22 protein-coding genes and 1 pseudogene are annotated in these 26,784 nt (G+C 69.1%); 8 read left to right on the top strand and 15 right to left on the bottom strand.

Features of this window, described 5'->3' with window-relative positions; all coding sequences use genetic code 11:
- Window positions 1-523 precede the first annotated feature (523 nt).
- Window positions 524-2,584 carry an N-6 DNA methylase gene (locus MRBLWS13_RS11525; RefSeq protein ID WP_349425515.1) on the bottom strand — a complete coding sequence of 687 codons (2,061 nt, stop codon included), beginning with the start codon at window positions 2,582-2,584 and terminating at the stop codon, window positions 524-526.
- Between the two features lie 1,236 nt (window positions 2,585-3,820).
- Between MRBLWS13_RS11525 and MRBLWS13_RS11520 the strand changes: the two genes are divergently transcribed.
- Complete coding sequence (locus MRBLWS13_RS11520) at window positions 3,821-4,399, top strand: DUF998 domain-containing protein (protein ID WP_349425514.1); 579 nt, start codon at window positions 3,821-3,823, stop codon at window positions 4,397-4,399.
- A gap of 165 nt (window positions 4,400-4,564) precedes the next feature.
- Here MRBLWS13_RS11520 and MRBLWS13_RS11515 read toward each other — a convergent pair whose 3' ends face one another.
- From MRBLWS13_RS11515 to MRBLWS13_RS11495, 5 genes are all read right to left on the bottom strand, one after another.
- On the bottom strand, window positions 4,565-5,995 hold the full coding sequence (locus MRBLWS13_RS11515; protein WP_349425513.1) for a DUF222 domain-containing protein: 1,431 nt from the start codon (window positions 5,993-5,995) through the stop codon (window positions 4,565-4,567).
- A 341-nt stretch (window positions 5,996-6,336) separates the two neighbouring features.
- Complete coding sequence (locus tag MRBLWS13_RS11510) at window positions 6,337-6,945, bottom strand: PadR family transcriptional regulator (protein WP_349425512.1); 609 nt, start codon at window positions 6,943-6,945, stop codon at window positions 6,337-6,339.
- Between the two features lie 187 nt (window positions 6,946-7,132).
- Window positions 7,133-8,545 (bottom strand): aminomethyl transferase family protein, encoded by a 1,413-nt coding sequence (locus MRBLWS13_RS11505; RefSeq protein WP_349425511.1) that lies wholly within the window; start codon window positions 8,543-8,545, stop codon window positions 7,133-7,135.
- 83 nt (window positions 8,546-8,628) lie between these two features.
- Window positions 8,629-9,504 carry a formyltetrahydrofolate deformylase gene (purU, locus tag MRBLWS13_RS11500; RefSeq protein WP_349425510.1) on the bottom strand — a complete coding sequence of 292 codons (876 nt, stop codon included), beginning with the start codon at window positions 9,502-9,504 and terminating at the stop codon, window positions 8,629-8,631.
- Complete coding sequence (locus MRBLWS13_RS11495; RefSeq protein WP_349425509.1) at window positions 9,501-10,385, bottom strand: methylenetetrahydrofolate reductase; 885 nt, start codon at window positions 10,383-10,385, stop codon at window positions 9,501-9,503. Before MRBLWS13_RS11495 ends, purU begins: the two co-directional genes overlap by 4 nt.
- Window positions 10,386-10,719: 334 nt before the next feature.
- On the opposite strand from MRBLWS13_RS11495, the gene MRBLWS13_RS11490 reads away from it, so the two are divergent.
- The 5 genes from MRBLWS13_RS11490 to MRBLWS13_RS11470 all read left to right on the top strand — a co-directional run bounded on the left by MRBLWS13_RS11490 (window position 10,720) and on the right by MRBLWS13_RS11470 (window position 15,147).
- Window positions 10,720-11,703, top strand: a complete 984-nt coding sequence (locus tag MRBLWS13_RS11490) for an ABC transporter substrate-binding protein (RefSeq protein WP_349425508.1) — start codon at window positions 10,720-10,722, stop codon at window positions 11,701-11,703.
- A gap of 118 nt (window positions 11,704-11,821) precedes the next feature.
- Window positions 11,822-12,655 carry an ABC transporter permease gene (locus MRBLWS13_RS11485; protein ID WP_349425507.1) on the top strand — a complete coding sequence of 278 codons (834 nt, stop codon included), beginning with the start codon at window positions 11,822-11,824 and terminating at the stop codon, window positions 12,653-12,655.
- On the top strand, window positions 12,652-13,476 hold the full coding sequence (locus MRBLWS13_RS11480; protein WP_349425506.1) for an ABC transporter permease: 825 nt from the start codon (window positions 12,652-12,654) through the stop codon (window positions 13,474-13,476). The genes MRBLWS13_RS11485 and MRBLWS13_RS11480 overlap by 4 nt, the downstream gene beginning before the upstream one ends.
- A complete protein-coding gene (locus MRBLWS13_RS11475) occupies window positions 13,469-14,290 on the top strand; it encodes an ABC transporter ATP-binding protein (protein ID WP_349425505.1) in 822 nt (273 codons plus the stop codon). Before MRBLWS13_RS11480 ends, MRBLWS13_RS11475 begins: the two co-directional genes overlap by 8 nt.
- The gene (locus MRBLWS13_RS11470) at window positions 14,287-15,147 is read left to right on the top strand and encodes a PaaX family transcriptional regulator C-terminal domain-containing protein (RefSeq protein WP_349425504.1); all 861 of its coding nucleotides are present in this window, start codon (window positions 14,287-14,289) and stop codon (window positions 15,145-15,147) included. Before MRBLWS13_RS11475 ends, MRBLWS13_RS11470 begins: the two co-directional genes overlap by 4 nt.
- 120 nt (window positions 15,148-15,267) lie before the next feature.
- Here the strand turns inward: MRBLWS13_RS11470 and MRBLWS13_RS11465 are convergent.
- From MRBLWS13_RS11465 to MRBLWS13_RS11440, 6 genes and pseudogenes are all read right to left on the bottom strand, one after another.
- A pseudogene (locus tag MRBLWS13_RS11465) lies at window positions 15,268-15,647 on the bottom strand (DUF3237 domain-containing protein).
- A gap of 77 nt (window positions 15,648-15,724) precedes the next feature.
- Window positions 15,725-17,251 (bottom strand): o-succinylbenzoate--CoA ligase, encoded by a 1,527-nt coding sequence (gene menE, locus MRBLWS13_RS11460; protein WP_349425503.1) that lies wholly within the window; start codon window positions 17,249-17,251, stop codon window positions 15,725-15,727.
- A 117-nt stretch (window positions 17,252-17,368) separates the two neighbouring features.
- Window positions 17,369-17,821, bottom strand: a complete 453-nt coding sequence (locus MRBLWS13_RS11455; protein WP_349425502.1) for a MaoC family dehydratase — start codon at window positions 17,819-17,821, stop codon at window positions 17,369-17,371.
- A gap of 60 nt (window positions 17,822-17,881) precedes the next feature.
- Complete coding sequence (locus MRBLWS13_RS11450) at window positions 17,882-19,087, bottom strand: acyl-CoA dehydrogenase family protein (protein WP_349425501.1); 1,206 nt, start codon at window positions 19,085-19,087, stop codon at window positions 17,882-17,884.
- Window position 19,088: 1 nt separating this feature from the next.
- The gene (locus MRBLWS13_RS11445; RefSeq protein ID WP_349425500.1) at window positions 19,089-19,991 is read right to left on the bottom strand and encodes an amidohydrolase family protein; all 903 of its coding nucleotides are present in this window, start codon (window positions 19,989-19,991) and stop codon (window positions 19,089-19,091) included.
- A 25-nt stretch (window positions 19,992-20,016) separates the two neighbouring features.
- Window positions 20,017-20,961 carry an SDR family NAD(P)-dependent oxidoreductase gene (locus tag MRBLWS13_RS11440; protein WP_349425499.1) on the bottom strand — a complete coding sequence of 315 codons (945 nt, stop codon included), beginning with the start codon at window positions 20,959-20,961 and terminating at the stop codon, window positions 20,017-20,019.
- A gap of 93 nt (window positions 20,962-21,054) precedes the next feature.
- On the opposite strand from MRBLWS13_RS11440, the gene MRBLWS13_RS11435 reads away from it, so the two are divergent.
- Window positions 21,055-21,519, top strand: coding sequence for a MarR family winged helix-turn-helix transcriptional regulator (locus tag MRBLWS13_RS11435; protein WP_349425498.1), 465 nt, complete (start codon window positions 21,055-21,057; stop codon window positions 21,517-21,519).
- A 222-nt stretch (window positions 21,520-21,741) separates the two neighbouring features.
- On the opposite strand, the gene MRBLWS13_RS11430 is transcribed toward MRBLWS13_RS11435, so the two are convergent.
- The 3 genes from MRBLWS13_RS11430 to MRBLWS13_RS11420 form a co-directional block, all read right to left on the bottom strand.
- On the bottom strand, window positions 21,742-22,968 hold the full coding sequence (locus MRBLWS13_RS11430; protein ID WP_349425497.1) for an MFS transporter: 1,227 nt from the start codon (window positions 22,966-22,968) through the stop codon (window positions 21,742-21,744).
- Window positions 22,969-23,218: 250 nt separating this feature from the next.
- Window positions 23,219-24,403: a 4-hydroxybenzoate 3-monooxygenase gene (locus MRBLWS13_RS11425; protein ID WP_349425496.1), complete on the bottom strand. Its 1,185-nt coding sequence runs from the start codon at window positions 24,401-24,403 to the stop codon at window positions 23,219-23,221.
- A gap of 365 nt (window positions 24,404-24,768) precedes the next feature.
- Window positions 24,769-25,521, bottom strand: coding sequence for an IclR family transcriptional regulator (locus tag MRBLWS13_RS11420; protein ID WP_349425495.1), 753 nt, complete (start codon window positions 25,519-25,521; stop codon window positions 24,769-24,771).
- Between the two features lie 436 nt (window positions 25,522-25,957).
- Here MRBLWS13_RS11420 and MRBLWS13_RS11415 point away from each other — a divergent pair, with 436 nt between their 5' ends.
- Window positions 25,958-26,716 (top strand): IclR family transcriptional regulator, encoded by a 759-nt coding sequence (locus MRBLWS13_RS11415; RefSeq protein WP_349425494.1) that lies wholly within the window; start codon window positions 25,958-25,960, stop codon window positions 26,714-26,716.
- The last annotated feature ends 68 nt before the right edge of the window (window positions 26,717-26,784 follow it).

The raw sequence follows: 26,784 nt of genomic DNA, 5'->3' as shown, positions 1-26,784 counted from the left end.
CGCGCTGATGGAGCGAATTCCACCCCTTTTCCGCGCCCTGTGCGCCGACGAACGCCACCCTGATCGCCGAGTTGCCGCGGTGGTGACGAAGTTTCGCGATTCCGGGCGCAGATCCGCACCCACTCGGGTTTATTCCACGATCGGTCCTGGTCGCCCACAGAATGCGGCCGATGGAAATCGCGCCAATCGATGGACGCTGCCCACAGATCACCGGTATCACGCCTCGAAGCGAGATGCCCAGCTCGTCGAGATCAAGTATTTCCTGCAGAGTCTGTCGTTCGGCGGCGCCCCAGAAACTGACATCGGTGAGCTCCGAACAGCATTCATTTGGCTCCTCGGTCATGAGATCGCTCCGGGCGCCTATCTAGATCCGATCATGCGCCGGGACCTCCACTTCGGGCAGTTCTTAGGCAATCCGCGCATGATCACGTCGGGGCATTTCGTGCCGCTCGCCCGCGGTGGCCGTCACGAATACGAGAACACCTTCCTGATGCTGGATCGCTCCAACACGCTCCAGAACGACCTACGATTCGAGGAGTTCCTCGCGCTCGCTGATGACATCCTGCGCCGGCAAAGCGAGATCGGCATCTTCCCCGACAGTGCCGAACTGCCGTCCGATGAGTTTCTCGAACTGAGACCCAGCGGCGGCGAATAGCGCGATCGAATCCTCTCGGTGTTGGTTGGCGGACGTCTGCGTCGCAGCGATCTGGCGAATCTTCGCCTTGTCGCTCGGCACAGGAATTGGCATCGATGCAATGTGTTCCGGCGTGATCTCATCGATCACACTGCCGAAGATTCCTTGTGCCAGCAGGGCTTGGCCCATGTGGCTGCGCAAGTACGCTTCGACGTAGCCCGCAGGCAGCACGTCCTCATTTGGGACGATGCGAATCACATGTTCTGACATCGCGTAACCCTCCCAACTGGGCGGAACACTGGAAACGATCCCGGTCGATCCGCTCCTCGTAACGAGAATCCACCCGGCCTTCACGGTCAGCTCGTTGAGCCGTCGATCCGTTGCAGAAACGTACTTTCGATTCGTTGGTAGCATCTGCGTGACGTTCGTTCCACCTAGGAACGGGACGGCACCTGGGCCAGGGGCAACATAATTTCGCTTGAACCGGCCAGGGAAAAAGATGCCGTTGGTCACCGCACCGATTGTGGTGAGATCAAACGATCCGTCTGCCGTTAGCTCATGGAGTGAGCTGAGTGTGCGTGTACTCCGGGGCTCGTAGTACGCGGCGTTGATCCGCAGATCGCTATCCCAAGTGATCTGCGCAGCGGAGACAATGAAGGCTTCGCTGTAGGCCAGGGAAGGCTCCCCCCCTTCGCGATACAGTTTGAACGCACGGGAGATGTCGGGGAGGTCGCAGACGATCAAACCGTTATCATCCGTGATCGGGTTACCTCGACGATCGTGTCCGATCTGTCGTGACACGGCCATGAAGACGGGATACTCCTCGCCGTCCCACTGTGTGAGCGGCTCTTCGCGCCTCTCGCACACAATGACCGACGTCTTCGTACCGGTCCACGGTTGGAAAGTGTCGTCGGGCAAATCCACCACGGCGATGAGTTTGGTGTTGCGAAGCAGCCAGTCTCGTACGTACCCGAGCTTGGGTCCAGAGAGAATCTGATACGGAAGTACTATCGCCAACCTGCCCTCACCAGGGATGGCGAGATCGATATTGCGCTCGAGGAACAAGATGTCTGGCGGCGTCGGCCCCGTGCGCCTCGACTTGACCCACGACGAGGCACCCCGCGCCCAGACATGGCCAAGTTCGAACCGCTCGAGGACGCGAGGATCCTTGATCGTGATCTTCTGCCCGAACGGGGGATTGGTTGCCAAGCGACGGTGAGTTCCGGGCACAATCGTGCGCCGGAGGGCCAGCGGCCACTGCGCGGGCTCCCTAAACGAATCCGCGTTGAAGACGGCGTCCGCCGGGAAGTCGGCAAGATGGTGCAGTGTGCTGTTCGCCAGGTGAGCCAGGCTCGGATCCACCTCGACGCCCACAAGGCGGGGTGCCTGATTCGTGCCCTGAGCCTGTGCGTGCCGAGCACCAGCGATTAAGAAGCCCCCTGTTCCCGCGCAGATGTCCACGAGGTCATCCGTGTTGGCATCGAACTCCAGCAGGTCCACGGCCATCGATGTCACCCGCTGGTCGGTAAAGAACTGTCCTCCAAGTCGCTTGGCGGCGGTCGATCGAAAGACCTCGAGGGCATCGCCTAGCCAGTCTCGCGTCGCGTCGCTCATGTCAACGTCGTTTAATGCGCCAACGATGAACCCGAGGCTGGAATTGTCGAGCTTCAGCGCAGCCTCGCTCCGTGGGTATCGGCGGAGCGAGGAGTTGTAAGCGGTGAACGAGGCGCGAACATCTCTCGCGATCGAGTCGACGGTCTCTCGGTCGCCAGCCAAGGCGGCATCAACCGTCGGGCGGTCAAGCTGCGGCTCATCTCCGACTACAGCCAGCCATGTGAGGGTTTGGATCACCTTTGCGACTTCGGCTTGAAGATCCTCCGGTAGTTTTATGTTCGCGTTCGCATAGAGATGGTCGTGAACTCGCCTCATCTGGGCGTCGAAGGACTGCATGCTCCAACTATGCACTGTCTGCCACCTCCGTATAATCAGCGAAATGCACTTTCTGCTGCGCGTCGGCCAGGCAACCTAATCCGAGCATGCTAATCAGAAGGGCGGACAGGGCCCAGCCCCGCCCTGCGAGCCCGGTGGCCGTCGGCCTCAGGTTCCGACCGAGGTGCGGTGGGCGGGGCTCAAGGCCAGCCGGATTGCTTCGCCGCGTTGGGCGCGCGTCCTCGTCCGCCCTTACGCTTCATCACACATCGGCATGCAGCGCGGCACAGTCGTAGCCGGCCGCGCGTGGACCAGCCGCTTCAGAACGGCGAAAAGCCGCTGACATACGGCTCGCAGCTCTTGTGCGAGCAAGAGGTCGGCAACTAGAAGTCATCCAGGACGTCGTAAAGACGCCAGCCGGTCACTCACGTGATCTCACACGCCGTCTAGTCACACCGCCGCGAACACCCGCTCCGGGTGCGAGCAGCCGGCGGGAACTGCGACGATTGCGCGTACGTCCCTTCGACAGCGACCTCGACTGGGCCAATTGCAGTGGAACGGCCCCTCTTGCTCCAACGGGATCGCACGCGTCGTCGGCCGCAGTGCCGAGACGGAGGTTCTTAGAAAGGCCAAGGGCCGCTGCCAACTGTGTGGCTCGCCATCCGCGTCTCAAGATTTGCGCTATTGGCGCCCGCCGGGCTTGAATCCGTGCGCATGCCGATCATCCCGCGTCAACTTCACCGTCTACAGGCTCGCGCCCGCGATGTGGCGCCATGCGCGACGAACATCCCTGATCGTGCCAGTACACGCTAGGGGACCCGCAACGCGCAGCGCCCGTCTCCGCGTAGCCTGAGAACAACGCCCCAGACCCCGGCGTCCAGCCCTCGGCGGAGGGCAGCCCGCGAGAGCAGCTCATCGCACCGTTAGCGACGGAGCCCGCATCGCTCGACATGGATGCCATCGGTAGGGCGCGACATGACAGATCAAGACACTCGTTCGGCAAGGCCTTGTTCGGCGCGCGCTAGCAGGCGATCGCGCAGATCGTTCGATCGATCACGGGCGCGTGGCGGCGGACGCTTGCATCTGCTCGGCGCTCACGGTGTCCGCGGTCGCTACTGCGCCCGCGACTGTTACACGGAGGTCACGCGGCTCGGCCGCGACCGCGAGCGACCGCCGGGATAGAGTGCCCCGCAGGAGGATGCCCGTGGTCGCTGCAGGTATGGCTGTCCGATATTGAGCGTTGTTGCCATCGCCGCCATGACGGCGCTCGTCGCCGGCGGGATCACGGTAGGGCTGATCACCATCCTCCACGTGCTCGAGCCCGAGTATGATCCATCCTGGCGGATGATCAGCGAGTACTCCGTCGGGCGATACGGGTGGGTCATGCGCCTCGCCTTCGTCACGATGGCCATCAGCCCCGCCGCGATCTGCGTCGCCTTGTGGCCGTTCGGTGGTGTGTGGACGATCGGCCTTGCCGCTGTCGCAGTGAGCGCGCTCGGTGCTGCGTTCATCGACGCCGATCCGATCATGACTCCGCGCGCTCAGGCCACGCCCGTGGGCAGGGCGCACACGGTACTGGGAATTGTGCTCCTCGCCGGCTTTCCCCCTACCGCGCTGATTGCGGGGACTGGGGTGACGCCCGCGCTGGGATGGATGCTGGCGATCGCCTCCGTCGTTCCGTGGGCCGGCCTGGTGTGGTTCCTCATCGCCGCGGCTCCCGCCCACGGGCAGGGCGGCTCACCTGAGATCCGAATCGGTTGGCCGGACAGGTTCTGCCTCCTCGCCTACCTGGCATGGGTGGTGCTCGCCGCTATCGGCGTTCTGTCCGTCGGGTGATGCCAGAGGGTCGCGCACGAGTCCCACACGTGGCCAGTCCGCCATCCCTGCGAACCAATCGGTCGCAGGGGAACGCCCGCAGATCGTCGCCCGCCGTGAGTTGAGCCTCCGACCGCAGAGCGATTCGTCTCCGCGCTCTGGACAAGAGAACTCGGCGTGCCACGTTCACGTGGGCAGGGCGATGAGGTCGCGCCTTCGGGTGGGGGACTTCATGGCGGGTCGCCACTTCACTTGCGCGTCCCACCAGTACGGGCCCTTCACATATGGGATGCCGTCGAGCATGCGGATGTGCCAGCCGCCGGTGTCGATCGTCCGATGATGAAACCAGCAGAGCAAGACTCCGTTATCAGTGTGCGTCGGGCCGCCGCGGGAGTGCTCTTCGACATGGTGGAGCTCGCACCATTGCGGTGGGACATGGCAACCGGGGATGAGGCAGCCGCCGTCGCGGAGCGTGATCGCTTTGCGTTGGTGGTGGTTGAAGATGCGGTCCAGGGTCGTGATCGACACGATCCGCCCGTTCTCGCCCAGCACGACGCGTTCGATGGCACCCGTGCAGGCGATGTGCCGGGCGACCGGGAGCGGGACCGGCTGGTCGTCGCCGGGGAGGTGGGCGCGACCGTGGCCGGCTGCGAGGTCCTCCTGGCGCACCGACACCACCAGGGTGGGCGCGGCGCCGCCGAGGGTGGGTAGTTCGCCGGATGCGGCGGCGGCGGTGAGCAGCACCGCGAACGCGTCGTGCTGCTTCTGGGCGTGGCTGCGCTGATCAGCCGCCGACGCCACGGGCTCCCATGGATCGCGTTCCGGATCCTCGACGAAGCAGGGCCCTGGTGCCGGTGCGCCGTCGGCGCGCGGATTGAGAACGCTGTCGAAGCCGAGCTGCAGCTGCGCGGCCAGTTCGGGGAGGAGGCGTCCGCGAAAAGGGACGAGGCCGTCGTCGCCGCGACGACCCAGGCTGACACCCCGCCGACGGAGCGCACGGGTGTCGTCGGGTTCCGCGCCGTCCTGGTCGAGGTACGCCGCCCACACCTGCGCCAGGGCGCGCAACTCGTCCGCCGACGCCGGCGGCGCGGCATCCACTCCCTCGCCACACGCGGCGGCGGCCAGCTCGGTGTCTGCGGCGAGCATGTCGGCCCGGCCGGTCTGGCAGCCGCGGAACGCGCCGGTGACCGCGATGATCCCGTCGATGCCGACCTGCCCGGCACTCAGCGCTGCCCGCATACCCGGGAACTCCGCCGGCAGCACCTCACCGGTGGACAACGCGACAGACTGCTGCACCGCGTTCGCTGCGGCTATCAGGTCGGACGCCGTCCGCCCCGAGACGCGCGTCGCGCGCTGCACGAGTTCGCTCATGTTGCGGCATCCGTAACGCGTCGTGAGCCGGTCAGCGTGACCGACGCCACCATCACGGTCCACGATCACCGCGACAGCCTCGACCATGACCGCTTCTGCGCTGCGCCGGATCCGGCCGGCCGTCGCGAGTGCACCGAGCACGTCGGTGTCAGCGCACCCCCGCAGCCCACCGTCGGCGAGCGCCGCCGCGGACACTTTCGCGAGCGCGTCGCCGAGCTCCGTGAGAGCGTCGGCGAGGTTCGTCATGCCCCTATTGTGGCGAGGGCGTCCGACATTCAAACACCCAGATCAAGAGGCGAAACCATGCTGTGGATAACCTGGCGAAGAAGCCCGCGAGAGGCGCCTGTGGAGGAACCGAACGGGCGCACCGACGTGTGCGCCGGGTGTGCGCGTTTCGTCTCGCTCGTTCCTCGCTCGCTCAACGACCGGAGGCGGGTGCGCCGGGTGTGCGCGTTTCGTCTCGCTCGTTCCTCGCTCGCTCAACGACCGAGGATCAGGAACCGCGTTTCGTCTCTGCGTTCGACTCGCAAGCTCGCTCAACGACCACGTTCCTCGCTCGCTCAACGACCGGGAGTGGGGTACGGCAGTCAGGTGCCGGTCGCCGACTGGGCCTCGGCGCCGTCCAGGCGGTCCACGAGCTCGAGGCCGCGGCGCGCCCAGGCGATCTCGCCCTGCGCGCGCTCGACGAGGCCTTCATAGGCGAAGCGCTTGTAGGCGATGGTCCGCTCACGGTCGGCGTCGGCGGTGACCGCGAGGCGGCGCACCAGCATGGGGTTGGCGACGGCGTCGATGCGCTCGAGCTCGCCCTCCCACTGCGCCAGCTCGCCCGCCCACTGCGCGATGTGCCGCTCGAGGAACCCGCGCGCATCCTCTGGCGTGGCCGCCTCCAGGTAGGCGGCCCGCAGATGGGCGGGGTCGCGAACCCGCTGGTAGTCGAGGGGAGAGGCCATCCAGTCGAGGAACGCCCGGTTGCCGGCATCCGTCACGTGGTACATGCGGCGCGTGCCGCGCTCGCCGCGTGTCTGCTCCTCGCCCTCGATGAGGCCGAGCTCCTCCATCTTGCGCAGCTCGGGGTAAATCTGGGAGTCGGGTGCATGCCACACATGTCCGACGGACTGGTGGAACTGCTTCTGCAGGTCGTACCCCGACAGCGGGCCCACCCGCAGGATCGCCAACAGCGCGTACCGCAGACTCATGCGACTCCCTTTCGCCTCCCCGAGATTAGCGGGGCGATCCCGGTCGTTGAGCGAGCGAGGCGAGACGAAACGTCCTGCGCGTCGGAGATGGGCAGGCGCGTTTCGTCTCTGCGTTTCGACTCGCACGCTCGCTCAACGACCACGGTCCTCGCTCGCTCAACGACCGAACGGGTCGTGGCGTTCGATCTCAGGCGGGCTGGGGCTGGTATCCGGTGCGCCAGCCGCCCTGGTAGCTCTGACGCACCACCGTGGAGTACGGCACCGGCGAGACCACCGCGCGCACCTCCAGCTGCTGGTGCGGTTCGACCGAGGCCTTCGTGGCGCCGCCGTTCGGCTCACCCCAGACGACCGTCACCTCGGCGCCTTCCGGCACGTCGGGGTTCACGGTCGCGAGCGAGAGCGCGCGCTTCTCGTTGGCGCTGTACCCGGTGAACATCGAGAACCCGACGACGTCGCCTCCGGCATCCGTCACCGAGTCGTAGTTCGCCGACCCGTAGTTCGCCAGCGGCAGGTCGAAGAACTTGTAGCTGTCGCCCTCGACGTCGAAGAGCGACGCGAAGATCTTCGTGACGTCCTCGGCGTTCCACGCGAGCGTGACCTTGCGTCGCTGCGTCGCCGGGTCGATCTTCTCGAGAGCGTCCCGCCCGATGAAGTCGTGGTCGAACTTCACGAACGAGCCGTAGCCGAGCTCCCACGGCGTCAGGTAGTAGTCCTCGATGTTCTGCGACACGAACGAGCCGGCGAGCGTGCCGGTGGCCTCGTAGCTGTCGACGCCGAGCCACTCGCGGTAGCCGCGCTCGGCCTCGCCCGAATAGATCGCCGGCAGCGGCGAGGGGATCCAGCCCGACTCCAGGGTGTTCGAGGGGTAGGCGCGCGACCCCACGGGCACGAGCCCGAACTCGGCGCCGGCCTCGACGATGATGTCGCGGACGCGGTGGTGGTCCTCGTACGGCCCCCACACTTCGAGACCGGGCGCCCCGGCCATGCCGTGGCGGAGGGTGCGGACGTTCGCGCCGCCGATCTGCATCTCCGACATGCTGAAGAACTTCAGCTGCTCGAGCGGCCCGCCGTTGAGCTTCTCGATCACCTGCCACGCGGCCGGCCCCTGGATCTGGAACCGGTAGTAGCGCCGGCTCACAGCGTCGCCGTACGGGCGCGACGGCGATCGGCGGTCGACGGTGACATCGAGGTTCGAATAGCCCCCGGTCTCACCGTGGTAGAGCAGCCAGTTCGACGCCGGCGCGCGGCCGACGTACACGTACTCGTCCTCGGCTTCGTGGAAGAGGATGCCGTCGCCGATGACATGCCCCGACGCGGTCGTCGGCACGTACTGCTTCGCGCGGTTCACGGGGAAGGTCGCGACGGAGTTGATAGCCGTGTCGGAGATCAGGCGGATCGCATCCGAGCCCTTGAGGAACACATTGTCCATATGGTGCGACTGGTCGTAGAGCACGGCGGTGTCGCGCCAGGCCTTCTGCTCCTTGATCCAGTTCTGGAAGTCCGCGGGGACCACCGGATAGATGTACGAGCCGATCTGCGAGTTGCGCAGCATCTCGACGGCGTTCTGGCCGTCGAGCAGCTCCTGCAGATTCTTCGCCATGGGGAACCTCTCTGTTCGTGGGGTGTGTGGTTGTGGGACGGATGCCGTGGGCCGAGCGCTTCGACAGGCTCAGCGACCGGGGCCTAAGTGAACACGATGGTGCTGTTGCCGTGGCGGATGACGCGGTCCTCGGCGTGCCATTGGACCGCTCGCGAGAGCACGGCGCGCTCGACGTAGGCGCCGCGCGCCTGGAGGTCGCCGGCGGTCATGGCGTGTGTGACGCGGGCGACGTCCTGCTCGATGATCGGGCCCTCGTCGAGGTCTGCGGTGACGTAGTGGCTGGTCGCTCCGATGAGCTTGACGCCCCGCTCCTTGGCCTTGCGGTAGGGAGCGGCCCCGATGAACGCGGGCAGGAACGAGTGGTGGATGTTGATCACGGGAACGCCGACCTCGTCCAGGAACGAGTCCGACAGGATCTGCATGTACCGGGCCAGCACCACGAAGTCGACGTTGCCCTTCAGCAGCTCGACGATCTTCGCCTCGGCGGCCGACTTGTCGGCGCCCTGGGACGGCACGTGGAAGAACGGGATGCCGAAGGAGCGGACATCCTCGGCGGTGTTCGTGTGGTTGGAGATCACCATCGGGATCGTGACCGGCAGCTCGCCGCGGCGGTGCCGCCACAGCAGCTCGAGCAGGCAGTGGTCGCTCGTCGAGGCGAGGATCGCCATCCGCTTCGGGATGGACTGGTCGGTCACCCGCCACTCCAGCTTCAGCGGCCCGAGGGTCGCATCGAGATCGGCCTCGATGTCGGGCAGCGCCGCCTGCAGGTCGGGACGATGGAACACCACGCGCTGGAAGAACTCGCCGCCCTCGGGGTTGTCGGAGTACTGGTCGAGCGTGACGATGTTCCCGCCGACGCGCGTGACCAGGGCGGTCACCGCGGCGACGATCCCCGGCTGGTCGGGACCGTGCACGGTCAGGCAGGCGTGGTCGCGGTGCGCGTCGAGGTGCGCCGTCATCGGCGCGCTCCCGAGGACTGCGCCGCGACGAACTCGCGCGCCCAGTTGCTCGTCGCGAGCAGGCCGCCGAACGTGTAGAAGTGCAGCTTCACGTCGCCGGACTTCGGCTCGTCCGCGAGCAGCGCGGCCAGGTCCGACACGAAGCGGTCGGGGCCGGCGGTGCCCATGAGGTTGGTGAGCGAGAACCCGTACTTCTTCACGATCATCGCGTTGGCGCCCACGCCGAACCGGCGCGCGAAGCCGATCAGCCGCTTGATGCCGGCGGGTCCGGGCGTGCCGATGCGGATCGGCGTATCGATCCCGCGGTCGCGGACCTGCCCGATCCACGTCATCACGGGATCGGTGTCGAAGGCGAACTGGGTCAGGATGACAGCATCCAATCCCTGCTGCGCCAGCGTGAGCGCCTTCTCGTCGAGGTGGCGCCACAGCACGTCGGCGGGGATGTCGGGGTGGCCTTCGGGGTAGCCGGCGATCGACACCTCGCGCACGCCGAACTGCTGGAGCACGCCCGAGCGGATCACGGTCAGCGCGTCGGGGTACGGGCCCTCGGGCTCGGCAGGGTCGCCGCCGACGGCGAACACGTGCTCGGTCGCGCCGACCTCCTGCAGGCGCCTGAGGAACTCCTCGAGCTCGCCCTGCGACTTCAGCCGCCGCGCCGAGATGTGGGGGACGGGAACGAACCCCATCTCCTTGACCGCCTTCGCGGCGGCGACGCGCAGCTCGAGGTCTTCGTTTCCGAGGAACGTCACGTTGACCTTCGTCCCCTGCGGGATCGTGTCGCGCGCCTCTTCGAGACCGGCGATGTCCTTGCCGGTCATCTCCAGCGAGAAGCCGTCGACGAGAGCCGCCGCGGAGGGCGATGCGGGGGTCGCATGGGCCATGAGGGAGGTCCTTTCCTCTTCCGCGTGCGTCACTGCATCGCGGTAGTCCGAGAATACCTATCACCATAGGTAATGGCAATAGGCACGCTGTGCGTGCGCACCCATCCTGCGGGGCTTGGGCAGTGACGCACGCGACGATTTCCATTGAGCGGATGCCGACCGCTGCGGTGCGTGCTTAGTTCACGCAATCCGTGACGCGCGTCACAAAAGCATTGACAATCGATCCGGAGTGGCGCACGATGACTGTTGTCAGGCACGCCGCGGTGCCGGCGCCGACTCCGGTCGGACGGACGCGGCGCCGGCACCACAGCACCCGCTCCTGAGAGGCCCGTCAATGAAGAAGAGTCTTGCCACCCTCGGCGTTCTCGCCGCCGCCGCGCTCGCGCTGAGCGGCTGCACCGATTCCGCCGCCGATCCCGAATCCACAGCGACAGACGACGCCGGTGCCGAAGAGCTCACCGCCGTCCGGGTCGCCGCGCTGCCGATCGCCGAGTCCGGCGCCCTCTGGGCCGCCATCGACGAGGGCATCTTCGAAGACCACGGCCTCGAGATCGAGGTCGTCCCCGCGCAGGGTGGCGCCAACGCCATCCCGGCGCTGCTGAGCGGCGATATCCAGTTCGCCATCGGCCAGCCGTTCGGTCCCATCCGGGCCGACGCGCAGGATCTCGGCGTCGTGATCGTCGGCAACTACGCCAACAGCCTCGCCGAGGGCGACGACGTCAACGCGGTCGTCGCGCTGGGCGACTCCGGCATCATGCGACCGGCCGACCTCGCCGGCAAGAAGGTCTCGGTGAACACCATCGGCGCCGCCGGAGACCTCACGATCCGCAAGGCGGTCGAGGATGACGGCGGCGACCCGTCGACGATCGAGTTCGTCGAGGTCGCTTTCCCCGACGTCCCCGCGCAGCTCGCCGCCGGCACGATGGACGCCGCATGGGCGCCCGACCCGTTCCGCGGCATGGTGCTCGGCGACGGCGGAGTCTCGGTGGTTGCGCCGTACCAGGCGACGATCCCCGGGCTCTCGGTGCTCACCAACATCACGACGCAGGCGCTCCTCGATGAGGACCCCGAACTCGTCGCCGACTACTCGGCCGCGATGTCGGAGGCGCTGGAGTGGGCGAGCGAGAACGAGGACGCGGTGCGCGCCGCGATCGCGACCAACCTCGAGATCCCCGAGGAGGCTGCGGCCGGCATCACGCTCCCGACCTTCACGTGGGACCTCGCCGACGCCGGCATCGAGGACCTCGGTGCACTGGCCGTCGAGTACACCTACATCGAGGCCGAGCCCGACTTCGACCGGCTGCTCCAGCAGCAGTAGCCCCGTGACGAGATGGTTGACGGATGCCGCGGCCCGCGGCATCCGTCACCACCCGCGTCCTCGGCCGTGAGACTTCGCACCCGCCCGCACGCCCCTGACCGCACCGAACGGAGGCACCGTGACCGCCACCGCTGACGCTCCCGCGATCGCCGCCACGACGCCCGGCGCCCGGCAGCACCGCACCGTGCGCAAGCTCGTGCTCGGCGTGGCCGGCATCATCGGGTTCCTGGCGACCTGGCAACTGCTGCCGACGCTCGGGATCGTGAACCCGGCGTACTTCCCCACCGCGACCGAGACGATCGCGCAGCTGTTCGTGCTGTTCGGAGATCTGGAGTTCTGGCGCAACGTCGGCCGCACGCTGACGTCGTGGGCGCTGGGCCTCGTGATCGCGACGGTGCTCGCCGTGGTGCTCGGCACGGTCATCGGCCTGGTGCCGTTCCTCCGCCGCGCCACCCACACCACGGTGGAGTTCCTGCGGCCGATCCCGTCGGTCGCGCTCATCCCGCTCGCGATCCTCATGTTCGGCTACCAGCTGCAGGCGGCGCTCCTCATCATCGTCTACGCGAGCTTCTGGCAGGTGTTCATCCAGGTGCTCTACGGCGTCGCCGACGTGGACGCCGTCGCCCGCGACACGGCTCGCAGCTTCGGGCTGTCGCGGGGATCGCGGATCGTGAACCTGGTCTTCCCGACCGCGCTGCCGTACCTCATGACGGGCCTCCGGCTCGCGGCGACCGTCGCGCTCATCCTGGCCATCACCGCTGAGATGTTCATCAGCATTCCCGGGCTCGGGCGCGCCATCATGCTGGCCCGCGAGTCCGGGCAGTGGACGACGGTGTACGCCCTCGTCATCGTGACCGGCATGCTCGGCCTCCTCGTCAACCTCATCTTCCGGGCGATCGAGCGCCGGTCGCTGTCGTGGCACCAGTCCATCCGAGGGGAGGAGGTCCTGTGACCCTCTACACGAGCACCGTCGTCACGCCCCGCCGCCCGTCCCGGGTCTGGGCGAAGTTCGGCGAGAACACCGCGTACGCGCTCGGGCTGCCCATCCTCCTGCTCGTCATCTGGGGCATCTGGTCGTCCGTCTCGCCCGCCCCGTTCTTCCCGAGCCCGCTCGTCATCGCCGAGGCGTTCGTCGAGACCTGGGTGGGACCGGCGTTCTTCGACGACGTGGTGCCCAGCCTCGGCCGGCTCGCGATCGGCATCGTGCTGGCGGTCGGCCTCGGTATCGCGGCGGGGATCGTCATCGGCCTGGTGCAGTGGCTGCGAGAGCTGCTCGAGCCCGTGTTCGAGTTCTTCCGCGCGGTGCCGCCACCCGTGCTCATCCCGATCGTCGCCGTGCTCGTCGGCGCGAACGACCTCATGAAGGTCGTCGTGATCGTCGCCGGCGCGATCTGGCCCGTGCTGTTGAACACCATCGAGGGCGTCCGTGCGACGGACTCGGTGATGACCGAGACCGCACGGTCGTTCGCGGTGACCTCGGGTGAGCGGCTGCGCTACCTGGTGCTTCCGGCGGCGAGCCCGCGCATCATGACGGGTGTGCGGCAGTGCCTCTCGATCGCGCTCATCCTGATGGTGATCTCCGAGATGTTCTTCTCGTCCTCGGGCCTGGGTTATCGAATCGTCTACTTCCAGCGCAACTACCTCATCGCCGAGATGTGGAGCGGCATCGTGCTGCTCGGCCTCATCGGCGTCATGCTCGCGGTGATCTTCGGGTTCGTCGAGCGGCGCGTGCTTCGCTGGTATCACGGAATCAAGGAGGTGGAGCGTGCGTGACGCGCTGCGCAAGAGTGAGCCGCTGCTGAACGTCGAGCAGCTGCGCAAGGTGTACGAGTCGTCGACCGGCAACGTCGAGGCGATCGGCGACATCGGATTCCGGATGGATGCCGGTGAGCTGGTGTGCATCGTCGGCCCGTCGGGGTGCGGCAAGACGACGCTGCTGAAGTGCATCGCCGGCCTGCTGAAGCCCACGTCGGGGGTCATCGAGCTCGGCGGCCGGAAGGTGACCGGGCCGCCGCCCAACATGGCTCTGGTCTTCCAGGAGTACGGCCGCAGCCTGTACCCCTGGCTCACCGTCCGCGGCAACGTCGAACTGCCGTTGAAGCACAAGAAGCTCAGCCGCACCGACCGGGATCGGCTCGTCGACGACGCTCTGGCCGCCGTCGGGCTCGAGCACGCGACCAAGAGCTACCCGTGGCAGCTCTCCGGCGGCATGCAGCAGCGCGTCGCGATCGCCCGCGCCGTCGCGTACCAGCCCGAGGTGCTGATCATGGACGAGCCCTTCGCCGCGGTCGACGCCCAGACGCGCGCCGACCTCGAAGACCTGGTGCGCACGCTCCACCGGGAGCGCGGGATGTCGATCCTGTTCGTGACGCACGACATCGACGAGTCGGTGTACCTGGGCGAGCGCGTGATCGTGCTGTCGAAGTCGCCGACCTGGGTGCAGGAGGACCTCGCCATCGACCTGGCGCCCGACCGCGATCAGATCACGACGCGCGCGCTGCCGCGCTTCACCGAGCTGCGCACCCATGTGTACGAGCAGATCCAGCGCGCGAAGCGCGGCGAGGCCGTCCGCCCGGAGGCCGCGTGAGCATCGCGACCGCCAAGGCCGCCGTCGCGGTGTCGGCGCTCCCGGCGGTCGAGACGTCGGTGCTCACGCGCAAGCCGCGGCAGCTGCTGCTGGCGTTCTTCGGCGAGTACGTGTGCGACCGGTACTTCGAGCCGCTCCGCGCCAGCGTGCTGATCGGCGCGCTCGAGAGCGCCGGGGTCGCCGCGTCCGCGGTGCGGACCAACCTGGACCGCATGGTGCACAGCGGGCTGCTGGAGCGCCGGCGCCTGGGTCGTGAGATCGGGTTCGTGCTCACCGGGCACGGCAGCGAGGTGCTGCGCGAGGCATCCGGTCGCGTCAACGGCCCGGCGCCGTTCGAACCCCAGGGCGACGGCTGGACCCTGGTCACCTACACGGTGCCGGAGCACCTGCGGGACCTGCGCCACCGCCTCCGCGCCGCGCTGACGTGGTCGGGCTTCGCGGTGCTCCGCGACGGGCTGTGGATCGCGCCCGGAGCCGTCGACCTCGCCGCGGCGCTCGGGGCGATCATCCCCGACCTGCCGCCGGGGTCGGTCAACGCCTTCTCGGCCGCGGAGCTCGACGGGTTCCCGATGGTCGAGGCGGTGCGGGTCGCGTGGGACGTCGAGCGCATCCGCGAGGCGCACCACGAGTTCATCTCGCACTGGGAGCGTGACGACGCGGCATCCGATCTTCCCCCGCTCACCGCGCGCACGCTGCTGGTCGCCGACTGGCTCGCCCTGCTGCGTGCCGACCCCCGCCTTCCGCGGCCCTACATGGGCGACGACTGGCCCGCCGACCGCTCGGCGGAGCTGTTCACGCAGCGCCACCGCGAGTTCGCCTTCCCCGCGGTCCGCGACTTCGCCGCGCTCGTCGGCTGAGGCGACCGGGCTCGACGGTCCCGGTCGTTGAGCGAGCGAGGAACGAGCGAGACGAAACGCACTGAGCCCGGCGCAGGACGTCGGTGTGGGGCGCTCGCGCTTCCTACCGGGACAGAGGCGTCAGGTCAGGCGGTACGCGACGTACCGGACGCGGCTCGCCTCGCGGATGTACGACGCGACGTAGACCGCGCGCTCGAACTCGGGGCGGGACGCGGACTCCAGCGTGAGCGCGGCGCGGAAGTAGTAGGCGTCGGGCTCGACGTCGTCGCCGCGCAGCAGGGCCTCGAGCACGGCGGGATCGCCGCTGCGTACACCGCGGGCACGGCTGTGCAGCAGCGACCCGTCGTCGCCGCGCGCGCTGTAGCGGCCGTCGATCTCGATGGAGCCGTCCGCCCGCACGTCTGCCAGTCGGCGCCGCCGGCGAGGATCGTGCCCGTGAAGTCGCCCGTGACCGTGCCGCCGACCACCGGGATGATGCGCCGGTGGCCGGCGCGCGTCATGCCGTGGTCTTCGAGCGGGCCGAGGTCGGCGACCACCTCGAAGGCCCGCACGAGCGACGGAACCGGCGGGACGCGCGTCATCCGCTCTCCCCGAAGCGCGCGCGCAGGTCTGCCTTGCGCACCTTGCCCGACGCGGTGCGGGGCAGCTCTTCGACCACGACGACGTTCTTGGGGAGCTTGTAGCGCGCCAGCACTCCGTCGAGGTGGGAGCGCACGATCTCGGTGTCGACCTCTGCACCCTCCTTGACGGTGACGACCGCCCACGGCACCTCGCCCCACCGGTCGTCGGGCACGCCCACAACCGCCACGCCCGAGATCCCCTCGATGTCCGAGATGAGGTTCTCGACCTCGGCGGGATAGATGTTCTCGCCGCCCGAGATGATCATGTCCTTCAGGCGATCGGCGATGAAGAGGTAGCCGTCGGCATCGAGGTAGCCGAGGTCCCCCGAGCGGAACCACCCGTCGTCGGTGAACGCCGCCGCCGTCGCCTCGGGCTGACCGTGATAGCCGAGGAAGACGTTGGGGCCCGAGATCTCGATCTCGCCGACGGTGCCGCGCGGCACCACGTCGCCGTGCTCGTCGGTGATGCGCACATCGGTGAAGAAATGCGGCAGGCCGACGCTGCCTTGCTTCTCGCGGGTCATCGATGGTGAGAGCGACGTCGCGCCCGGCGAGGTCTCGGTCATGCCGTACCCCTGTGAGAACGACAGGCCGCGCTCCTCGTACGCATTGAGGATGCGGGTGGGCACGGCCGACCCGCCGCACGTGAGCTTCTGCAGCGTCGAGAGGTCGGTCGCCGCCCAGTCGGGGTGGTCGGCCAGCATCTGGTACGTGGTCGGCACGCCGCTGAGCATCGTGACGCCGTGGCGCTGGATCTGCGCGAGGGCGCGGCCGGGCTCGAAGCCCTTCTCGAGGACGAGCGTCGCGCCCTTCAGGATCACCGGGAGCGCACCCATTCCGAGCGAGGCGACGTGGAACAGCGGAGAGATCATGAGCGACACGTCGGTCGAGACGACGTCGTAGTCGACGATGCAGTTGAGGGCGACCCAGGTGAGGTTGCCGTGGCTCAGCACGGCGCCCTTCGGACGCCCGGTGGTGCCCGACGTGTAGATGATCGCGGCGGGGTCGTCGAGTCCGACGTCGGCCACCGTGTGGCCGCCGGGAGCATCGGCGACGAGGCGTGCGAGGCCGGGGTGCTCCGGCAGCCCTTCGCCGGTCACGATGACATGGGCGATCCGCCCCGCCTCGACACCCGGCATCGCCCGGTCCAAGAACTCCGGGTCGAGGACGACGGCGCGCGCACCCGAGTCGACGAGGATGTGCTGCATCTCCGGGCCGGCGAGCCGCGTGTTCAGCGGCACGAAGACGGCGCCCAACTGTGCCGCGCCGAACATGACCTGAAGGAACTGCGGGCTGTTCTCGCCGATGTAGGCGACGGCGTCGCCACGACGGATGCCGCGATGCCAGAGCGCGGCGGCGACGCGGTCAGCGGCATCCGCCAGCTGTCGATAGGTCAGCTCGTCGTCGCCGAAGACGACCGCCGTCTTGGCGGGGTCCTTCAGTCGCCGCTTGGCGAGCCAGAACCCGATTCCCTGGGTGTGCATCGTTGCGGTGTCCTCTCCTTCGAGGAGGTGTGCGGCGTTTCGTCTTTGTCGCTTCGCTCCCTCGCTCGACGACCGGGTTGCGGTCGTCGAGCGAGGGAAGCGAGACGAAACGCGCTCTCAGGCGTAGAAGCGGTAGAGGCCTCGCGCGACGACGGCGGGCTTCGCGCCGCCTTCGATCTCGATCGTCTGATCGACCGCGAACTGGTAGCCGCCGCGCACCTCGGTCACCTCGTCGATGACGGCGTTCATGCGCACGCGGGCGCCGACGGCGACCGGCGAGACGAACCGCACCTTATCGAGGCCGTAGTTCACGCGCGTGGTCACGCCCGTGACGTCGAACAGCTCGGACCAGAACTTCACGGTCAGCGACAGGCTCAGGAACCCGTGGGCGATGGGCCCGCCGAACGGACCGTCGGCCGCGCGCTCGGGGTCGACGTGGATCCACTGGTGGTCGTCGGTGGCGTCGGCGAAGAGGTTCACGCGGTCCTGCGTGACCTCGAGCCACTCGGTCCAGCCGAGGTCGGTGCCGGCGAGCCCGGCGACGTCGGCGTAGTCGACGGTGGTGGTCATGGGTTCTCCTTCGGTGGGGTCTGGCTCGGGGTCTTCGACAGGGGCGGCAGCCGGCGTCGATCAGGTGAAGGCGGACGCGCCGGTGAGCGCGCGGCCGACGATCAGGGCGTTGATCTCGTGCGTGCCCTCGTACGAGTACACGGCTTCGGCGTCGGCGAAGAAGCGGGCGACGTCGTGCTCGAGCAGGATGCCGTTGCCGCCGAGCACTTCACGGCCGAGAGCGACGGTCTCGCGGGCGAGGCGGGCGGTCTGCATCTTGGCGAGCGCCGAGTTCTCGTCGGCGAAGGCGCCGCCGACCTCGGCGGAACCGTCCTGCTGAAGGGACAGCTGCGCGACGAGGGCGAGCGACGCCACGCAGTTGCCGAGCATGCGGGCGAGCTTCTCCTGAACGAGCTGGAAGCCGCCGATCGGCCGCCCGAACTGGTGCCGCTCGCGCACGTACTGCACGGCGGCGTCGAGCGCGCCGGCCTGGAGCCCCGCGGCGATCCAGGCGACGTCGGCGCGCATGGCCCGCAGGATGCGGGCGACGTCCGCCCATCCGTTCACGTTCTGCAGCCGGGATTGCTCGGCCACCTGCACCCCATCGAGCGTGATGAGGGCGTTCTGCATCGGCCGCAGCGAGACCTTGCCGCCGATCGTCTCGAGGAGGACGCCCTCGGCACCGGTCGGGACGAGGAACGCCTTGACGGCGCTGTCGTCGACGTCTCGTGCGAACACGACGAGGACATCGGATGCCGCGGCCCCGCCGATCCACTTCTTGCTGCCGTCGATCACCCAGCCGTCGCCCACGCGCCGCGCGCTGGTGGCGAGTCCGCCCGCGATGTCGGAGCCGTGCTCGGGCTCGGTGAGCGCGAACACGCCCTTGAGCTCGAAGCTGCGCACGCGCGGGTCGAGCTCGGCCGCCTGCGCGGGCGAGCCGCCGACGGCGATCGCCGTGCGGAAGAGGCCGGACTGGGCGTTGTAGAGGGTGGCGACCGAGACGTCGGTGCGCGCCAGCACGTAGTTGCGGAAACCCGAGTAGACGCTCGACGCAGCCTCGGCGGCATCCATCCCCTTCGGCTTCATGAGATCGAGCGGGATGAGCGCGTCGAGCACCTCGGACGGCATGGTCGCCGTCTCCCACGCGTCCGCGAGGAGCGGGCGGATGTCGCGGTCCAAGGCGGTCTGCAGCCGCCCGAGTGTCGCGCGGGCGGCGGGGCTCAGGTGGGCGGCCGCGATCGCGTACGGGTCGAACCCGAACGTCGCATCCGCCTCGAGGGCCGGCATCTCAGCCGCCGAGCCCGAGGAGCCGTACCGCGTTGTCCTTGAGGATGCCGGGCAGCGCCTCGGGCTTGAAGCGCGCGGCGCCCGAGGCGGTCGGCAGCTCGGCGTCGCGCAGCCACCGGTCGGGGGTGAGCAGCGGGAAGTCCGAGCCGAACAGCACGCGGTCCTTGAGGTACGAGTTGGCGGCGCGCACCAGCTGCTCGGGGAAGTACTTCGGGCTCCAGCCCGACAGGTCGATCCAGGTGTTGTGCTTGTGAGTCGCTACCGACAGGGCTTCGTCCTGCCAGGGCACCGACGGGTGCGCCATGATGATCTGCAACTCGGGGAACCGCGCCGCGACGGGGTCGAGCAGCATCGGGTTGGACAGGCCGAGCAGCAGGCCGCGCCCACCCGGAAGTCCGGCGCCGATCCCGGTCTGGCCGGTGTGGAAGAGCGCGACGACGCCCGCATCCTGCAGCGTCTCGTACAGCGCTGAGTGCGCCGCGTCGGAGGGGTCGAAGCCCTGCACGGTCGGGTGGAACTTGAAGCCTCGCACGCCGTGGTCCTCGATGAGGCGGCGCGCGTCGTCTACCGCCGAGGGCTTCAGCGGGTCGACCGAGCCGAACGGGATGAGCACGTCGTTGTTGCGGGCGGCTCCCTCGGCGATGTCGGCGCTCGAGAGCGGCGACTGGCCGAGGTTCGTCTCGGCGTCGACCGTGAACACCACGGCCGCCATGCGCCGCTCCCGGTAGTGGGCAGCGACGGCGTCGAGGTCGGGGTTCGGCCCGTCGGTGCTGAAGTAGTTGGCCGCCGCGTCCCGGAGGTCGTCGGGCAGCGACGAGTGACCGTGATGGTCGACCTCGATGTGCACGTGCACGTCGATCGCCGTGAGCGCGTCGACGTCGATCGCGGGTTCGTAGCGGGTCATGGGCGTCTCGTCTCGCTTCGCTCGCTCAACGACCGCTCGGCGCCGGGCGCTGCAGCTCCTCCGGCAGCGGCGGGAACTTCTCGCCGACCGGCTGCAGCTCGCCTGCGGCGTCGGCGAACCCGGTCGACAGATCGTCGTACGACCAGCCGCCCTCGTGGTAGGCGGTCGCGACGGCCTCGGGGTGCGACCACAGCTGCAGTCTGTCGCCGCCGATGCCGATGGCCTGCCCGGTGACGGCGGCTGCGGCATCCGATGCGAGATAGGCGATGAGGCCCGCGACGTCGTCCGACGTGCCGAACCCGAGATCGTGGCGGAAGAACGCCGGCATCGGCTCGCCCTTCTCATCTGCCTCGACGGCGGCGGCGAAGTACGGCACGGTCGCAGTCATCGCGGTCGCGGCGACGGGGATCACGGCGTTGGCGGTGATGCCCGCCTTCTTCAGCTCGAGCGCCCACGTGCGCACCATGCCGACGATGCCGGCCTTGGCGGCGGCGTAGTTGGTCTGGCCGAAGTTGCCGCGCTGACCCGTCGGCGAGCCGATGCAGATGATGCGGCCGGGGATCTCGTTCGCACGCATGTAGGTGGCGGCCTCGCGTACGCAGGTGAAAGTGCCGCGGAGATGCACGTTGATGACGGTGTCGAAGTCGTCGTCGCTCATCTTCCAGAGCACGGTGTCGCGCAGCACGCCGGCGTTCGTGACGAGGATGTCGAGCCGCCCGAACGTGTCGACGGCGGCCTGCACAAGCTGCTTCGCGGTCTCGGTGGGGCCGACCGGCAGGGCCACGGCGACGGCACGGCCGCCTTCGGCCTCGATCGTGGAGACGGCCTCGGCGGCGGTGGCATCGTCGACGTCGTTGATGACGACGGCGGCGCCGTGGCGTGCGAGTTCCTGGGCGTAGGCGAGGCCGAGGCCACGGCCCGAGCCGGTGACGATGGCGACCTTGCCGTCGAGCGGGGCGTGCGAAGACATGCGTGAACTCCTTCGTGTCGGGTCTATTGAAGTCCTAACCGTTGAAGAAGTCAATCATTCCGTTCCTCCATGAAGTGGACTAGCATCGTGGCCATGCCGAAACCCGCCGACGCCATCGCGCCCCAGGGGCTCCGGTCGTCGGCGCTGACCGACGACGTGAGCTTCCTGCTGGCCCGCGCGAATGCGATCGCGCTGGCCGCCGGGAACGCGGCGCTCGCCGAGCACGGTCTCAAAGCACGGTCGTACTCGGTGCTCGTCCTCGCCTCGGGCGACGCCCGCCCGTCGCAGCGCGAGCTCGCGGAGTTCCTCCGCCTCGACCCGAGCCAGGTCGTCAGCCTCGTGGATGAGCTGCAGTCCCGCGGCCTCGTCGAGCGTCGGCCGGATCCGTCCGACCGTCGCGCCAACGTCGTCGTGGCGACGGATGCCGGGCGCTCACTCGTCGCGACCGCGCGCGAGTCCGCCCGCGCCGCCGAGGAGCGCGTCCACGGTCAACTGAGCGCCGAAGACCGCGAGACGCTGGGCGCACTGCTGCGGGCGCTGGCCTTCCCCAGCGAGTGAGCCCGGGCGTTCGGGGGACGCGTTGTGTGGCAACGCGTCCGGCGTCGCCGCGTGTCGTGACACCCGAATCCTTGTGTCGGGGTTCGGGGCACCTGCGACGTCGTCTCGAGCCACGGCGCGGGGGCGCGGCATCCATTCCGGCTGGCCGGGCGTTCGGGGGACGCGATGTGTGGCAACGCGCCCGGCGTTGCCGCGTGCCGTGACACCCGAATCGACGCCGGGTCAGGAGCGTTCGAGGACGTAGCGGTCGCGGCCGGCGAACACCCCGACGCCCGTGAGCGCGGCGAGCACCGCGAGCACCAGCGCGAGCGAGGCGATCCAATCGCCGGTGAGGCTGTGGAGCGCGCCGAAGGCCACAGGGCCGAACGCGGCGATCACGTATCCGACCGATTGCGACATGCCCGACAGAGCAGCCGACGCGTCGTGATCGCGCGCCCGCTGCGCCATCAGCGTCAGCGACATCGCCAAGGTCGCGCCGCCGGTCAGCCCGATGAGCGACGCCCAGAGCAGCACCGCGTCGGGCGCGAGCATGAGCCCCGCGACGCCCACGATCGCCAGCGACGGGATGAGCGCCGGCGCCCATCGCTCCAGGCCGCCGCGCAGGATCAGCGGCAGCAGCAGGCAGCCGGCCAGCGAGAACAGCTGGTAGACCATGACGTCGATGCCGGCGACCACCTCGGTGCGGCCGATCGACATCGACAGCGGAGCCAGCCAGGTCACGAACATGTAGAACATGGATGCCTGCAGCCCCATGTACACGGCGACCAGCCACGCGGTCGCGTCGCTCCAGATGCCCGTGCGTCCTCGCGGCGCGGAACCCCGGACATGGGCGTGCGCCGCGCCCCGGTGCGCCCACCACCACCCGACGATCGCGAACGGCAGCAGGGCGGCGCCCGTCACCAGGAGGGCGAACCGCCACCCGGCGGGATCGCCGCCGAGGGGGATGTGCGAGATCGGCACCACGACCCCCGACGACACCGCGCCGAGGCCTGCGAGGAGGGCCGTGTAGGCGGCCGTCACCGCCGGGACATGCGTCGGGAAGTCTCGCTTGACCACGGCGGGCATCAGCACGTTGATGATTGCGATGCCGATGCCGATGATCGCCGTGCCGACCCAGAGGCTGACGACCGGCCCCGGGATCGAGCGCACCAGCGTGCCGGCCAGCAGCACGATGAGCGACCACATCAGCACCCGCGGCTGCCCGAACCGCCGGCTCAGGTCGTGGGCGAGCGGTGAGAACAGTGCCCACGCGATCAGCGGCACGGCCGCGAGCACTCCGAGCGTCGAGACCGACATCCCGGTGTCGGCGCCGATCTGGTCGAGCAGCGGGCCGAGACCGGTGATCGCCGGCCGCATGTTCGCCGCGACCAGGCACACGGCCACGAGCAGCATCGCGATCGAGGTCGTGCGCGACGGCTCGGGTCGTGCGGTCCGCGACGATGAGGCCATGGGCACCCGACTATAGCCGAGACCGCCGCGCGGCATCCGTCCATTCCCGTTCAGCGGCAGGCGCCTGGCGGGAGCTGTCATCGCCTGGCGGGTGTGTTCGCTTGCGCTGAACGTACGCTTCCGGGCTCATTCCCGTACGTGTAGCGCAAGTGAACCTGGGTGGAGTGAGCGGGGTGGGGCGGGAGGGTGCGGGACTGCCTGAGGGGTGCGGAGACGGGAGGAGCGGGAGGGCGCGCGAGGGACGCCGGGGTCAGGCGAGTCCCTCGAGAGGCCACCCGGTGTAGGCCTCGGCGAGGAAGCGGCGCCCCGCCTCGGACTCGACGACGGAACGCAGCTCGCCGAGCTGGCGCAGGCGGTCGAAGTCCGACGCGTCGGGTGCGACGTGCAGCATGTTCGTCATCCACCACGAGAAGTGCTGCGCCTTCCAGATGCGGTGCAGCGCCGTCTCGGGGAACGCCTCGATGAGCCGGTCGTCGTTCTCGAGCAGCAGCGCCCGCAGTGCGCGCTCGAGCACGAGCACGTCGGCGACGGCCAGGTTCATGCCCTTGGCGCCGGTGGGCGGCACGGTGTGCGCGGCGTCGCCGATGAGTGCCACGCGGTTGTTCAGCAGCTCGTGGGCGACGAAGCTTCGGAACCGCAGCACGTCGCGCTGGAAGATAGGCCCCTCCTTCAGCGTCGTGCCGGGTACGCGCGACTGCAGCTCGTACCACAGTTGCGCCTCGCTGAGGGCGCCGGGGTCGGCATCCGGGTCGCACTGGAAGTACATGCGCTGCACGGTGGCGCTGCGCTGGCTGATGAGCGCGAAGCCGTTGGGTGAGTTGCTGTAGATCAGCTCGTCGGCACTCGGCGGCGCCTCGCACAGGATGCCGAACCACGCGAACGGGTACTCGCGGAAGTAGCCGCCGGTGTGCGAGCCGGTGACCGCCTCGCGCACGACGCTGCGGGAGCCGTCGGCGCCGACGACGAAGTCGGCCTCGATCTCGAGCGGCGATCCGTCGGCGTCGGTGGCGATGAGGCGTGGGCGGGCGGTCGCCGCGTCCTCGACCCGCACCGCGGTCACGCCGAAGCGGAGGTCCTGGCCCTTGCCGAGGCGCACGGCGATGAGGTCTTTCAGCACCTCGTGCTGAGGGTACAGCCACACGCCGCGGCCGACGAGCTCGGCGAAGTCGATGCGGTGACCGGCACCCGCGAAGCGCAGCTCGATGCCGTCGTGGCGGTTGCCGACGGTGCGCACGCGGCTCGAGGCGCCGGAGGAGTCGAGCACCTCGACGGTGCCCTGCTCGAGGATGCCTGCGCGGATCGTCGTCTCGATCTCGTCGCGTGAGCGCTGGTCGATGACGACGGACTCGATGCCCGCGATCCCCAGCAGGTGCGAGAGCAGGAGGCCGGCAGGCCCGGCGCCGACGATGGCGACTCGGGTGCGGATCGTGGACATGAGCGTCTCCTTCGACGTTCGGAAGCGGATGCCTCGGCCCAGTGTGGCCCCGGTGCGTCGGCGTTGCATCGGATTCCCGTTGATCGGGATGGCATCCCCGCCTGCCGCTAGCCCGTCGCGGCGGGCAGCGTGGCTCGGTCGCAAATCACTGAGCACCGGCGTCCTCAAATGAGGACGTGAGCCGGGATGAGGAGCCTTGTCGCCCTTTCCTCCCTCATCTCAGCTCGTTTCCTCAACCGAGGGCGCGCCGCTGGTTGCTTCAGCTGAGGGCGCAGGTCGCGTTTCCTCAACTGAGGGCGCGCGCTTCCCCGACTCAGCTGAGGGGACCGGCCGCTTCGTCCGTTCCTCTCGCGCGTCCTTCGAGGTCAGCGGCGGTCGGCCCGGAGCGCGGCCTCGATCCCCGCTGCGGCTTCGCGCAGCGCCGCGACGGCGGCATCCGGTTCGGTCTCTCGCGGCAGCACCACCGACAGTGCGGCGACCACCTCTCCGGCATCGCGGATGGGGACGGCGACGCCGGTCGAGACCGCCTCGATCGAGCCCGGCGCGATCACCACCCCGGCGCGGCGGACCTCGGCGAGCAGGCGACGCAGGCGTGCGGCATCCGTCACCGTCTCCGGCGCGAGGGCGCGCAGCGTGCCCGCGAGCACGCGCTCGCGCAGCGCCGCGGGTGCGTGCGCCAGAAGCACGAGGCCGGACGAGGAGGCGTGCAGCGGCAGGCGCCCGGCGATGCGGGTGATGTTCGCGCCGGCGTCGGGGTGCGAGAGGCGCTCGAGGAAGAGGGCCTCGTCCTGCTCGAGCACCGCGAGCTGCGTGTGCTCGCGGATGCGGGCCTGCACCTGCTCCATGTAGGGCAGCGCGGCCTGGCGCAGACGGAGCGCGGTCGAACCTCGGAGGGCGAGCTCCCACAGGCGCAGGCCCAGGTGGACGCGGCGGTCCTCGTCGCGCTCGAGGAGCCCCGCGTCGACGAGCTCGTCGACGATCCGGTGCGCCGTAGACGACGGGAGCCCTGCGCGCCGTCCGATCTCGGTGGCCGACTGCATCGAGCGCTCGGCTGTGAACGTCTCGAGCACGCGCACGATGCGCGACGTCATCGAGTCGCCGGAGGGCGAGTTGGCCATGCGCCCACTCTGCCATTGAGATGCGCAGGCGCGTTTCGTCTCGCTCGTTCCTCGCACGCTCAACGACCGGTGGGGTGTTGCGGTCGTTGAGCGTGGGAGCCCCGGCGACCGAGACGATACGCGTCGGGCCGAACGGGGGCGCGGGGTGTGGGCGTTTCGTCTCGCTCGTTCCTCGCACGCTCAACGACCGGTGGGGTGTTGCGGTCGTTGAGCGTGGGAGCCCCGGCGACCGAGACGATACGCGTCGGGCCGATACGCGTCGGGACGAAACGCGTCGGGACGAAACGCGTCGGGCCGAACGGGGGCGCGGGGAGTGCGCGTTTCGTCTCGCTCGTTCCTCGCTCGCTCGACGACCGGCGGTGGGGTGTTGCGGCCACTCGGCCCGAGCTCGCTCGACCACCGCGGCCAGGCGGGTAACGTCGCTCGGGGAGGAAGCATGGCGGACGGCGAGGGCGTGCTCGAGCGCATGCTGCGCGTGCTCGGATGCTTCACCGACGACGAGCCGGCCGTCACCGCGACGACGCTCGCGGCCCGTACGGGGCTCGCGACCTCGACCCTCCACCGCCTGCTCGCGACGCTCGTCGCCCAGGGGCTGCTGACGCGGGGTCCGGGACACACCTACGCCATCGGCCCGCGGCTGTGGGAGCTCGGCGAGCTCTCGCCACTCTCGCTGCGCCTGCGCGAAACGGCGCTGCCGCACATGGTGCGCCTCTACGAGGCGACCGGGGAGAACGTGCACCTCGCCGTGCTCGACGGCGCCACCCCTGAGACCACGAGCGCGCTGTACGTCGGGCGTCTCACCGGCCGCCAGTCGATCCCGACCCTCAGCCGCATGGGCGGCCGCGGACCCCTGCACACCACCGGCGTCGGCAAGGCGCTGCTCGCCACACGCGACGAGAGCTGGCTGCGGCAGTACTTCCGGGCGCCGCTCGAGCGCGAGACGGTGAACTCCATCACGGGCGAGGCCGACCTCCGCGCCGACATCGCCCGCACGCGCGCGCTCGGCTACGCCACGACGCGCGAGGAGATGACGCTGGGCAACGTCTCCGTCGCCGCCGCGCTGCCCCGCGTCGAGGGTCTGCCGCCCGTGGCCCTCGGCCTGGTCGTGCGCCTCGAGCGCGCCGATGAGCGCCGGCTGGGCCCGCTGGTCGTGCAGGCCGCGAAGGACCTCCACCACGACCTGCGTCACACCTGAGCGGAGACGGATGCCGCTGCCCGCGGCATCCGTCCGGCGCGCCGCACCGCTGTCGCCCCCGTCCCGCG

Source organism: Microbacterium sp. LWS13-1.2, from assembly GCF_040144835.1.
GTDB lineage: Bacteria > Actinomycetota > Actinomycetes > Actinomycetales > Microbacteriaceae > Microbacterium.
This window is presented reverse-complemented; position numbering and strand designations above follow the sequence as displayed.

Coding starts and splice junctions, on each gene's coding strand:
- MRBLWS13_RS11525 (WP_349425515.1), bottom strand. CDS start 2,584: ATGCAGTCCTTCGACGCCCAGATGAGGCGAGTTCACGACCATCTCTAT.
- MRBLWS13_RS11520 (WP_349425514.1), top strand. CDS start 3,821: ATGACGGCGCTCGTCGCCGGCGGGATCACGGTAGGGCTGATCACCATC.
- MRBLWS13_RS11515 (WP_349425513.1), bottom strand. CDS start 5,995: ATGACGAACCTCGCCGACGCTCTCACGGAGCTCGGCGACGCGCTCGCG.
- MRBLWS13_RS11510 (WP_349425512.1), bottom strand. CDS start 6,945: ATGAGTCTGCGGTACGCGCTGTTGGCGATCCTGCGGGTGGGCCCGCTG.
- MRBLWS13_RS11505 (WP_349425511.1), bottom strand. CDS start 8,545: ATGGCGAAGAATCTGCAGGAGCTGCTCGACGGCCAGAACGCCGTCGAG.
- purU (WP_349425510.1), bottom strand. CDS start 9,504: ATGACGGCGCACCTCGACGCGCACCGCGACCACGCCTGCCTGACCGTG.
- MRBLWS13_RS11495 (WP_349425509.1), bottom strand. CDS start 10,385: ATGGCCCATGCGACCCCCGCATCGCCCTCCGCGGCGGCTCTCGTCGAC.
- MRBLWS13_RS11490 (WP_349425508.1), top strand. CDS start 10,720: ATGAAGAAGAGTCTTGCCACCCTCGGCGTTCTCGCCGCCGCCGCGCTC.
- menE (WP_349425503.1), bottom strand. CDS start 17,251: ATGCACACCCAGGGAATCGGGTTCTGGCTCGCCAAGCGGCGACTGAAG.
- MRBLWS13_RS11455 (WP_349425502.1), bottom strand. CDS start 17,821: ATGACCACCACCGTCGACTACGCCGACGTCGCCGGGCTCGCCGGCACC.
- MRBLWS13_RS11450 (WP_349425501.1), bottom strand. CDS start 19,087: ATGCCGGCCCTCGAGGCGGATGCGACGTTCGGGTTCGACCCGTACGCG.
- MRBLWS13_RS11445 (WP_349425500.1), bottom strand. CDS start 19,991: ATGACCCGCTACGAACCCGCGATCGACGTCGACGCGCTCACGGCGATC.
- MRBLWS13_RS11440 (WP_349425499.1), bottom strand. CDS start 20,961: ATGTCTTCGCACGCCCCGCTCGACGGCAAGGTCGCCATCGTCACCGGC.
- MRBLWS13_RS11435 (WP_349425498.1), top strand. CDS start 21,055: ATGCCGAAACCCGCCGACGCCATCGCGCCCCAGGGGCTCCGGTCGTCG.
- MRBLWS13_RS11430 (WP_349425497.1), bottom strand. CDS start 22,968: ATGGCCTCATCGTCGCGGACCGCACGACCCGAGCCGTCGCGCACGACC.
- MRBLWS13_RS11425 (WP_349425496.1), bottom strand. CDS start 24,403: ATGTCCACGATCCGCACCCGAGTCGCCATCGTCGGCGCCGGGCCTGCC.
- MRBLWS13_RS11420 (WP_349425495.1), bottom strand. CDS start 25,521: ATGGCCAACTCGCCCTCCGGCGACTCGATGACGTCGCGCATCGTGCGC.
- MRBLWS13_RS11415 (WP_349425494.1), top strand. CDS start 25,958: ATGGCGGACGGCGAGGGCGTGCTCGAGCGCATGCTGCGCGTGCTCGGA.